The sequence below is a fragment of the Pontibacillus marinus BH030004 = DSM 16465 genome (assembly GCF_000425225.1).
In the GTDB taxonomy this organism is placed as follows: domain Bacteria; phylum Bacillota; class Bacilli; order Bacillales; family BH030062; genus Pontibacillus; species Pontibacillus marinus.
In genome coordinates, this window is record NZ_AULJ01000020.1 from 86,906 (window position 1) to 97,515 (window position 10,610).

A 10,610-nucleotide genomic window follows, 5' to 3' on the forward strand; every position below is an offset into this window, starting at 1 on the left:
AAGAAGAATAAAATCCCTCTACTCTCTTCATCCTATAATTATAAACTAGACAGGAGGATGAACAACTGTGGATCTTTTGAAGGAACTAACAGAAGCAAATGGAGCTCCTGGTTATGAGGGAGCAATCCGCCAAATTATGGAGCGTGAAATTAGAAAGCACGATGGCAAAGTAGTTCATGACCATCTTGGGAGTATTTTTGGTGAGAAAAAAGGATCGACATCTGGACCAAGTGTTATGCTTGCCGGACACATGGATGAAGTAGCTTTCATGGTACAAGAAGTAACCAAAGAAGGCTACTTACGCTTTACTCCACTAGGTGGATGGTGGAGTCAGGTGCTCCTTGCTCAACGCGTTTCAATCGTTACAGAGCATAAAACATTTACAGGAGTAGTTGGCTCAAAACCCCCTCATGTGTTAACACCCGCCGAAAAAAATCAAGTCTATCCGATTAAAGAGATGTTTATAGATGTCGGAGCTAGTAGTAATGATCAAATAAAAGAATGGGGCATTCGTGTTGGAGACCCCATTATTCCGGTGTGTCCTTATGAAATTCTACCAGATCATGACACGATTTTGGCAAAAGCTTTAGACAACCGCTTCGGATGTTACCTTGCATTAGAAGTGATGAGACAACTTCGAGATGTAGACCATCCAAACACAGTCTATGCCGGAGCAACTGTTCAAGAAGAAGTTGGTTTAAGAGGGGCAGCAACGTCACCATATGAAGTAAAGCCAGATATTGCGATAGCCCTTGATGTAGGCGTGGCGCAGGATGGACCAGCTGGCAAAGGTCATCCGAGTTTGGGCTCTGGACCACTTGTGACCTTTTTAGATGCTACAATGATTCCGAATACACGCTTACGTAACCTGGTTATTGATACAGCTGATAAAAACAATATTCCTTACCAAATCGACGTCATGACTGGTGGCGGAACTGACGCTGGTAAGTTCCATTTATTTAAACAAGGCGTTCCATCAATCGTTATCGGCGTTCCTGCTCGATATATCCATAGTAATGTATCCATGGTTAGTAAAAAAGACATTGAGAACTGTGCCAAGCTTGTAACAGAACTTCTTAAAAAACTTGATGAACAGCAACTTAAACAGATTATTGAGTATTAATTCAAGGTTTTTAAAAAACAGAGCTTGAAACCAACAAAGCTCTGTTTTTTATATTTATGTACAAATTAACTTAAAGGCCCATAAACACTAACGCATTCACCTGTATAAGCATCTACAATAACCGTTGTATGTTTACCGTTAAAATGAAGAGTTATTTCCCATTCTCTACGGTTCGTTATATTATTCCACAGTCCGCTTTTTTCAACTAAATGTGTTTTCGAAATATGTTCTGATGTCAAAGACTCCACTTTAATATTCATAGGCTGTATCCCCAAGTCCCCTGGTGGATCATTTAGGCACTTCACAGTTTGAATCACTGCCTCACTTGTACTTAATACTGGCTTCTGGTGTTCAAACAGAAAAACCATAATCGCTAAAACGAGAATTGTTATTCCTGCTTTCTTCATGTTCAAGAAAAGATCCCTTTCAATATTAGAAATTCAATAAACACAACGGCCCCGCATAAAAAGAAAAATGTACCTAATCGAAACTCCGCTTCCCAATCCCTTTTTAATTCACCTTTAAAGAACGAGAACAAATCGGGTTGAAAATCAAATCTTACACATTCAAAAAAGTCATCCATGTCCTCAAAGAACATCCGAAAAACCGAACGAAAGATATAGTAATCTGCTACTACAAAACCTATAAGTAAGGCAATTCCTATAATCATGAAACATCTCCCCTTTTTTTACTGGCGCTCCCTTAAAGCTCCCCTTAATATTTCTACGCAGAAACACCATTTTCGTTTCAGAAAATATATATTAAGATTGTAAGACGTTTGCTATCCTCTTATGAGTCACTTGTTTATTTAATGATAAAACAGCAAACAACAAAATGATGACAACAGGGGTCATCATCGCCAAATATCCGCTATTAGCCCCAAAATATTCACTAATCAACCCTAATATCGGAATGCCTATTACAACTGATCCCTGATTAATTAACATACGAAAACTTGCCATCCTACCATGATAATTCGGCTCTGTTATCATCTGCTGGAGTGATTGCGTACTTACCCTTAATAGTGTGGTCCCAAGACCGATAAAAAAGATTCCGATAAATGCAAATGTTACGTCCCTGGTAAAGGAAAAAATACTTAATCCCACTATAATCAATAGTAAAGAATAGACGGTTGCAAAAGATTTATATTTCTTTAACATCCAAGAGGCAAAAATCCCGGCTATAATTGCAGAAATGGAAAAAGCTCCTTCTAATAAACCAAATACTTTACTTGAAGCCTCCAAGTAACTGTTTGTGTAAACCGGAAGAAGACCTGAATTGGAATGTACGGTTAACTGCCCTACAAAACCAATGATGATTAAATACAGTACAATATTATTGTTTTTTAAATAAAAATATCCATCTTTCAAATCAGTAAGGAAAGGCTGAGGTACAGTAGGATCTTTCAAATACACATTTTCTACTTTGATAATGGATAGACTGATCAGGGCTAAGCAGCTTAACAATACTATAATAAGGAGGATTTCAGCTGATGTTAATATAGCCAGTAACACCCCTGCCAAACTCGCTCCTGTTACCATTCCAAATTCAGATAGACTAGTCGAGATTCCGATAACTTTTGCATAGTCTTTCTTAGAAAACAAACCAACAACAAGCGCTTGTAAAGCAGGTCGATTCATTGAATGAACGGTTCGTATAATAAGGTGAAACATAAATAATAACCAAACCTGAAGCATATTTAATTCAGCGATTATGGCAAATATTAAAAACACAGCTGTAGTTATACTTATACCTATAAGTGCGATTCTTTTTCGATTTAGACGATCTACAATGACACCAAATATAAGATTTAATATTAATCCTGGTAAAAAGCCAATCCCTATTAACATCCCAGAATAAAAAGCATTTCCTGAAAGTTCATATAGCAACCACCCCACCACAATCATATACATCGATCCACTCATGGATGAAAATAGCATCATCAAACTGTAGAGAACTTTATTGTTCATTCCATCTCCTCCTTTCTCTTTCCAATATAAGTATATATAATTAAACATAATAAGGATAATACATATTTTGAATTCAATTTGATAAGGAAAACTTATACCCTGGAGGTGATGTTTATGAAAGTTGAAGATCACAAAATTTTAGTTGCTTTGAAGGAATCAGGAACAATAAGAGGCGCTGCAAAAGAATTACTTATCTCACAACCGGCACTAAGTCAACGCTTAAAGCATATTGAGGATCATTGGGGACAGAAAATCTTTATAAGATCACACAAACATTTGGCTTTAACACCAGCAGGAGAACAGATTGTTGAATTTGCTAGCAGAGTGATAAGTGAAGAAAGGAGAGTTCGAGATAACGTATCTATTCATGCAGGCGGAGTGGGTGGAACTCTATCACTAGGGGTTTCTTCCGTCATTGGTCAATATGTATTACCTAAATTGCTAGAATCATATATCAACCTACATCCTCAGGTGAAAATCGAGCTGGAGACAGGTTTAAGTGAAGGGTTTAGACAAGCTCCTGACGATTTTCATATCTGTATTATACGTGGAGAACCACTTAGGCAAGAAAACTGTCAGGAATTATTCTCAGACAAATTATATTTAGTCGAAAAGAAAAACTCGAATAGTAAGAACTTAGATAAACCGCTAATAGAGTTCCAAGCAGATTCCTCATATGGCTCAGCTGTTAATGAGTGGTTCTTACAAAACTCCAGCATCTCTTACTCTCAAAAAATCAAAGTGGATCAAATTGAAACATGTAAACAGCTTATGTCAAAAGGGATTGGAATGGCTGTATTACCTGAGATAGCTATTCAGGATCTGAATGATCAAGAGTATTCGATTAACCCATTACATTTAAAAGGAGAAGCCATTACGCGCAAAACGTGGATCTGTACCACTGATACAGCTCAACAATTACCTCAAGTTCAAGCATTTTTACAAATTCTAAAATTGGATATGTAAAACCCTCAATCTAAGATGACTGTTCTTCTTAGATTGAGGGTTTTGACTTGTACATAAATGAACAGTATCTCTCCTACACAAGCGTAACAAACCAATCCTCCAGTAAAGTTTGCACAATTTCACGCTTTTCAATATGAATCATGTGACCTGTTCGATCCAGAGTGATAAAGGTGGAGTTTTGAAATTTATTCATTAAAAACAAATGGTCTTCATATCCACATATAAAATCATTCCTCCCCGTAATAAACAAGGAGGGAAAGGTGTATGTTTCTGGGCTGTCTAACAGAGGGTCAACCGAAAAAAAGTAGCCCTTTTCTCGCCAATCAGAGGCTAAAAATGATTGGTTAGCTAATAATCTACCTGGTTGCACCTCATCTAAAAACCTTTTAAGAGAGAGTTCATTTTGATATGTAAATAAGGTTTCAAATGCCTTTTTAACATGAAGATCTAACTCACTTATCAATTTGCTGTCTTTATCAAAAATCTCTTTTGGAGGTAATTGTTTCTCTTTAATGTGAAGAATAGGTGCAATCAAACAAATTCCTTTTATTTGTTCGGCATAATGATACAGAATTCCTTGCGCTAAATACCCTCCATAGGAATGACCTAGTATAGAAAGGGGGTTATCCCCTATTATCTTCCCAATAAACGCAAGGATATTGGATAAGATATCATCTGATGATTTCACACTGGAATCAATTGAACTCTTACCATGAGCAGGTATATCTATGTAAATGCGTTGAATATTATTTTTTTCTTTACACAACGGTTCGATCCAACTTTTCATAGAACGATGATCGGCTCCCATAGAATGTAAAATTAAAAGAGGATACCCTTCCCCATAAACCTCATAATACACATCACCCTTGTCCACTTTACACTTCATAGATGTTTCCCCTTCATATAGAGTAGTTTAAAACTCATTAAACTTGGTGTTACCGTCAAATAAATAAACAGGTCCATCCCCTACTACAGACGTTCCTTTATCACTCACATTCAAAGCTCCACCCTCAGATAAAGCAACAGCAGAGTGTTTGCTTTTCAAAACATAATTTTGTATAGCTGCATCATCATTTTCGTTATAGTGACAATAAAACGAATAAGGGTGAACCATGTCCATTCCATTTACTTCTTCGTCTTCATCACCTTCAAGATGAACGATCTTCTGACCAAATATCATCGCTCCAGCACTTTGGCCATATACTGTACCACCATCATTTATGTATTGTTTCAAAATATGATCGAACCCTGCTGGCGTAAAAGTATTGATTAATCGTTTTGCACTACCTCCACTAATATATACCGCAGAAAAGCTTTGTAAGTCCTCAAGAGTTTTAGATTGAAGATTTGTCCACATCGCAATATCTATTATTCCATAGGGTGCAAACATAGACTTAATGTACTCAAAGCTTGATTGATAAGGTCTAAACGAAGGATCACCTGCGATAGGAATATAGAGTAATGGCTTCTTTTTGTTTATCGTTTCAGCAAAATATTGATTAATAGAGTCAGATTGCTCCGCGTTTCCTCCCCCACACAAAATGAGTTCTCCCATTTTAGTTACCTCCTAATTATCACCCTTGGTCTTGAACAAATCCTAGTTCGTTTCCATCTATATCAAGGATCGTAAATTTTCTACTCCCGTATGCTGTATCAAATAACTCCTCCACTACTTCTACCTGGTCTTTTATTTCCTTCCATAAGTCATCTAAGTTTGATATATAAAAGTTGAATCTTCCATGCGAAGGGAAGTGCTCACTCTCCATTAATCCAAATATCGCTCCACCATCGTGCTCAAAATGGACATAGTTCGGGTTTTCTGGAGGCCATGTGGCTTCAACTTTAAAACCTAATACACGCTCATACCACTCTACTGCTCGGTTTAGGTCTTTCACATTTGCTCTTACGTGCTTTAAACCTGTCTTCATCAATGATCTCTCCTTACACTTTTTAAACTCTTCAAATACTTCAATGCATCTAATACAATGTCCTGCAAATATTCCAAAATATGGCCCAACCTTATGAGCCCCCATAATTAGGGTAAATTACACGAAAGGTAATACAAAAGCCCAACTAAATTTAATTATTGATAAAATCAGTTTGAAAAAGGGTATAGATTTATATAAATCTTTTTAAAAGGGTGAGAAGAAATGCTTAAACGATTCACTTTTATTTTGCTTTCATTACTTATTATCTTTGGATTTATTGGGAATCAAGCCAGCCTTGCCTCTACAAATGAAGGAGAAGGAATAAATGAAAAACTTGGGGTACCGATTGTGGTTTATGGTGACACACTTTCCGAATCCCAGGAAAAAAAGGTTCGAAACTTATTAGAGGTAAAAAATCAAGCAAATATAGATGAATATCGAGTGAATGGTCAGGATATCGCAAACTATATTGATGGAAACCCTAATTCTCGCATGTTTTCATCCGTGAAAATTACGCCGAAAGAAAAAGGATCAGGTCTACAGGTTAACCTTGTTACCCCAGATAACATCACGCAGGTTACAAAAGAAATGTATAAGAATGCATTGCTCACTGCGGGTGTCCAAAATGCAACAGTTGATGTCGCCTCTCCTGTAAAGGTGTCAGGTCACTCAGCATTAACAGGAATTTACAAAGCTTATGATGAAAAAGGGGCTAAACTAGATCAAGAAAGAATGAAAGTGGCTAATGAAGAATTAGATGTAGCAACAAAACTAGCTGAAGACGCTGGAATTAACCAAGAACAGGTTAGCGAACTCATATCAGCAATTAAAAAGGAAATCGCCAAACAAAACCCCACTTCTAAAGAGGAAGTTGAGCAGATTGTTAATGAGCAGTTAAAATCCTTAAATATTGAATTAAGTGCTGAGGATCGCCAGTTGTTAACAAACTTATTTAATAAAATCCGATCCTTAAATATTAATTTTAATGAAGTGCAAAAGCAGCTCGATGAGATCACCTCAAGTGTAAAAGATCTAGTTAATGACAAAGGCTTTTGGAATAGCGTAGCAAACTTTTTCAACAGTATAATGAATGCTATTTCTAAACTTATTAACAGTTTATTAAGTTGATTATATGAATGATATAGAGATCACTTTATTCCTAAGCGGATTACTTTATCGTTGGAAATAAGGAACTTAATAGCTAAAACGCATGGATTTTTTAATAACATCCATGCGTTTTTTAATAATTTATAAAGATAGCCTATATTGTATTAGTTGATTTTCAACCCCTAGATATTCATCCTTACCAATTCTACTTATTTCCTTGAAACCTAATTTATCTATCATTTTCTTTGAACGAATATTAGCTTCGTGTGTTTCTGCATTAAAGATATTAATACCTAACTGATTTGAAGCATAGTCCATTATATATTTAACAGAGATAAATCCTATACCTTTTCCCCAAAGTGTACTGTCACCAATGGCAACCCCTAATTCCGCTGTTTTCTCATTAATACAAGCTATATCTGCATATCCATAGACGCAACCATTTATTCAATGATTGCGCCCGTTTGCCGAAAAACTTGAATCCGAGATAAATTGCAAATGTGATTTTATAATAAATAATAAAGCTTAGAGTTATTGTTAAGAGAGCTGTTCCACTGATAATATATACTGCATCAAAGTAATGACAACTTCCAGTTTATACCCAAACTTGATAAGGAATAAAATTAATTGCTGAAACCACCAAAACTCCCCATAACAACGAAACGACATTTTGTTTAGCCTCTTTTATAGCGGTATGTCTCTTAGAATACTTAATCAAAGAGATTTTCCTCAAAGCGAACAACAAAACAAAAATCGCAGCAATAAGTAATAGATAGTTCATATAATTCAACTCCTTTGTAACGCAAATTAAACCTAATCGCAGACCTTCTTTATTCAACATTCCTGCTCCGTTAGTTGAAGACCTATTCTTCACAATCTAATACAAGTTTTAACACGAATATCCAATTGATAATCTACTATGTTATACGTTCAAAACAAATAAAAAGAGGATTTCCTTATTCTGGTAAAGCTCCCGTTGTTGAATATTAGTCTTCATTTAATTCTATTTCATTTTCAAAGGGTATTCCGAAATAACTATATTTAATGATAAGATTATTTATTTTTTTATCATGGAAAACCGCAATTCCATAATGCTTAATTGTATCCGAGTCCACTTGTTCATTTTGAACCTTAGTTAATGGACTTATTGGATATTCACTTATCTCATTAAAGCTGATTTTTTCATCTTCGCCTATATTCCCTAACGCCTGTTTTACCATTATCATATGATTAGAACGACCAACTCCAAGTTCAGCTTTAAGAGGCTCTTTATACGAATTTACAAGAACTTCTTTTAACCTTATATTAACGAATCCATTATTCTCTGGTTGAGCCACAATTACAAATGGATTTCCTTTATAACTTGTAATATTACCAGACTGTTCTGCATTACTACCAAGACCTCGAATGTCTAATGGAGGATTTATTTTTAAATACACTAGTACACCAACTACTAAAATCATAATTACCACTATAAAGATTCCCATTTTTTTTAACATTACAATCCCCCTTCTTTCACTAAACTGATCCGTTAGTTTGAGATCACTTCTTCGCAATCTAATTCAGATTTTAACATAAATATCCAGTTAATAATCTGCAATATTTATGATTGAGATAAATAAAAAGGGCTTTTTTTATTCCAGAAAAGCGTCCTTTTACTGAAGACTTGATTTCGAGATATCTCCAATTAGAACTTCAACTATAGCACCCGTTTGTTGAAAAATAACTAATATTTCTTTATTGTCTTAAACCCCATTTCAATCCTTTTATTATAGGATCAATAACCCATTCATTTTTCTCTAATATTAAATGACTTACAATCATTGAAAGAAGATACGCTACCGTTGGTGTATATGTCTTAAATACGTTAGTCACAATTAAAAAGAGTATAGTAGAAACAATAAATAGAACGAATAAATATGAAATTCCCTTTCTCATAACTTTCACACCCCCATTGAACTTTTCCTTTTCAACCTACTGTCTAGTTAGCTTAAGTACATTTCTTCACAATCTAATTCAAATTTTTACATAATTATCTAATTATTAACTTACTGTATTGTACGATCAAGACAAATAAAAAGGGCTTTCCTTATCCCGGGAAAGCGCACTTATCAGGAATTCTCGAAATTTAGATTTTCTCATTAAATTATATAATTTGTTGTGTAGTCCCAAAGGTGACTTAAGTGATTCTACTTTCATTTCATTATGAACTCGTCAGTCCCTTATTTGAGTAGTTCAATGATGTTTTGTAAACCTATACATGCACATGCAAAAAAATATAAGTCCGATTAATAATAAAACACTTCCTAATAACACTTCCGAAGTAATAAACCATTCTGTTAACTTACTATATTCAACTGAGTTCATACCATCTATTTTAGATAAGTAGTCTCTGGCTGAATTTTTCCCTGTTTCTACACTGTTTTGTAACTTGAAGTAACCAAAAATTGAAATAATCATAGTAAATGCTAAAAAGGAGTAACGGCCAACATTATTGATAATCATCACCACTTCCGATTAAGTTTTGTGATTTTATTACAATCCCACAATAGCGCCCGATTGCTGAACATTTGAATTCGAGATAAATTGCAAATATGTTCTTCCACTAAGCACCCTTTAGTTTAATTCCCCACCAAATTCTGCAAAGAAACTTTCCACTTCATATACAGAATTGGTCTGTAATTCAATACCATCTTTTGATACCACAAGATAAAATGGAGAGTCTTCTTCATCAAACGGTTCTAAATAATCTACTGTTGTATCCCCACCACCAATACTTTGGATACCTCGATGAATACTTAATGATGACCAATTTTCATACTTCTTGTAATTCCAAATAACGTCAACCTCATCAGGAATGGGATTCTTTTCAATGAAAACATGTTTGGAATAGCCGTCCCCAGCATTCTTCTTCCAGATACTTAAATTTTTTTCCTTAGATACTTCTAATTCTTTCGCTTGAGAACAGCTTGTTAACATAATTATGGTTAAAACCGTTAATAAGATTATACTCTTTTTTATTCGCATCAAATTCCCCCACATTTATGGACAAACCTGCTCGTAAGCTTAAGTACACTTCTTCACAATTTAATTGAAATTTTAACATAAATAACCAACAAATAACCGACTATTTTTATGATCAAGACAAAAATAATAGGCACAACCTTATTCCAGGTTTGCGCCCTCGTATATTATTATTAGTCAGATTTGTTCTGGCTTTTAATCCTCATTACCTTTTTAGGAAGGTATAATGAGGTTAAATCAGATAGAGGTTGTCGCTCTGCGCCCTTGAAGCATTGTCTTCGTGCTTAAGACTGACACCTCTTTCTTTATAGAACTATTCGTATGAGCTGGATGGTACCTAGTTGCCGTATATCGAACGAGGTTGAGTATCTATAAAGTTAAGAGGATTCCTTACATCTGATTAATCTTATATGGGTGGTATATCTATGATTTATCTTGGTATTGATATTGGAAAGCGTCATCATGAGGCCGGACTGATCAATGATAAAGGAG

Annotated in this window: 13 protein-coding genes; 3 read left to right on the plus strand and 10 right to left on the minus strand. The window is 35.1% G+C overall.

Annotation, left to right across the window (positions count from 1 at the left end; genetic code table 11):
- Positions 1–67 precede the first annotated feature (67 nt).
- Positions 68–1,123: a M42 family metallopeptidase gene (locus H514_RS0105805; protein WP_027446117.1), complete on the plus strand. Its 1,056-nt coding sequence runs from the start codon at positions 68–70 to the stop codon at positions 1,121–1,123.
- 65 nt (positions 1,124–1,188) lie between these two features.
- On the opposite strand, the gene H514_RS0105810 is transcribed toward H514_RS0105805, so the two are convergent.
- The 3 genes from H514_RS0105810 to H514_RS0105820 all read right to left on the minus strand — a co-directional run bounded on the left by H514_RS0105810 (position 1,189) and on the right by H514_RS0105820 (position 3,093).
- Positions 1,189–1,536, minus strand: a complete 348-nt coding sequence (locus H514_RS0105810; RefSeq protein ID WP_027446118.1) for a hypothetical protein — start codon at positions 1,534–1,536, stop codon at positions 1,189–1,191.
- Entirely contained in the window at positions 1,533–1,793 is a 261-nt protein-coding gene (locus tag H514_RS0105815) for a hypothetical protein (RefSeq protein ID WP_027446119.1), read from the minus strand. Before H514_RS0105815 ends, H514_RS0105810 begins: the two co-directional genes overlap by 4 nt.
- A gap of 91 nt (positions 1,794–1,884) precedes the next feature.
- Positions 1,885–3,093 carry an MFS transporter gene (locus H514_RS0105820; protein WP_027446120.1) on the minus strand — a complete coding sequence of 403 codons (1,209 nt, stop codon included), beginning with the start codon at positions 3,091–3,093 and terminating at the stop codon, positions 1,885–1,887.
- 114 nt (positions 3,094–3,207) lie between these two features.
- Here H514_RS0105820 and H514_RS0105825 point away from each other — a divergent pair, with 114 nt between their 5' ends.
- A complete protein-coding gene (locus H514_RS0105825; RefSeq protein WP_027446121.1) occupies positions 3,208–4,059 on the plus strand; it encodes a LysR family transcriptional regulator in 852 nt (283 codons plus the stop codon).
- A gap of 73 nt (positions 4,060–4,132) precedes the next feature.
- Here the strand turns inward: H514_RS0105825 and H514_RS0105830 are convergent, their stop codons facing one another.
- Genes H514_RS0105830 through H514_RS0105840 form a run of 3 tightly spaced genes read right to left on the minus strand, consistent with a single transcriptional unit; the run spans position 4,133 to position 5,987 of the window.
- A complete protein-coding gene (locus H514_RS0105830) occupies positions 4,133–4,945 on the minus strand; it encodes an alpha/beta fold hydrolase (RefSeq protein WP_027446122.1) in 813 nt (270 codons plus the stop codon).
- A 27-nt stretch (positions 4,946–4,972) separates the two neighbouring features.
- On the minus strand, positions 4,973–5,614 hold the full coding sequence (locus H514_RS0105835; protein ID WP_027446123.1) for a Type 1 glutamine amidotransferase-like domain-containing protein: 642 nt from the start codon (positions 5,612–5,614) through the stop codon (positions 4,973–4,975).
- Positions 5,615–5,633: 19 nt separating this feature from the next.
- Positions 5,634–5,987 carry a VOC family protein gene (locus tag H514_RS0105840; protein WP_027446124.1) on the minus strand — a complete coding sequence of 118 codons (354 nt, stop codon included), beginning with the start codon at positions 5,985–5,987 and terminating at the stop codon, positions 5,634–5,636.
- 222 nt (positions 5,988–6,209) lie between these two features.
- Between H514_RS0105840 and H514_RS0105845 the strand changes: the two genes are divergently transcribed.
- Complete coding sequence (locus tag H514_RS0105845; RefSeq protein WP_027446125.1) at positions 6,210–7,115, plus strand: DUF1002 domain-containing protein; 906 nt, start codon at positions 6,210–6,212, stop codon at positions 7,113–7,115.
- Between the two features lie 120 nt (positions 7,116–7,235).
- Here the strand turns inward: H514_RS0105845 and H514_RS24255 are convergent, their stop codons facing one another.
- The 4 genes from H514_RS24255 to H514_RS0105875 all read right to left on the minus strand — a co-directional run bounded on the left by H514_RS24255 (position 7,236) and on the right by H514_RS0105875 (position 10,121).
- Positions 7,236–7,541, minus strand: a complete 306-nt coding sequence (locus tag H514_RS24255) for a GNAT family N-acetyltransferase (protein WP_081672945.1) — start codon at positions 7,539–7,541, stop codon at positions 7,236–7,238.
- Positions 7,542–7,689: 148 nt separating this feature from the next.
- A complete protein-coding gene (locus tag H514_RS0105855) occupies positions 7,690–7,875 on the minus strand; it encodes a hypothetical protein (RefSeq protein ID WP_027446126.1) in 186 nt (61 codons plus the stop codon).
- Between the two features lie 205 nt (positions 7,876–8,080).
- Positions 8,081–8,593 (minus strand): hypothetical protein, encoded by a 513-nt coding sequence (locus tag H514_RS0105860; protein WP_027446127.1) that lies wholly within the window; start codon positions 8,591–8,593, stop codon positions 8,081–8,083.
- Positions 8,594–9,710: 1,117 nt separating this feature from the next.
- On the minus strand, positions 9,711–10,121 hold the full coding sequence (locus H514_RS0105875; RefSeq protein ID WP_027446130.1) for a hypothetical protein: 411 nt from the start codon (positions 10,119–10,121) through the stop codon (positions 9,711–9,713).
- Between the last annotated feature and the right edge of the window lie 489 nt (positions 10,122–10,610).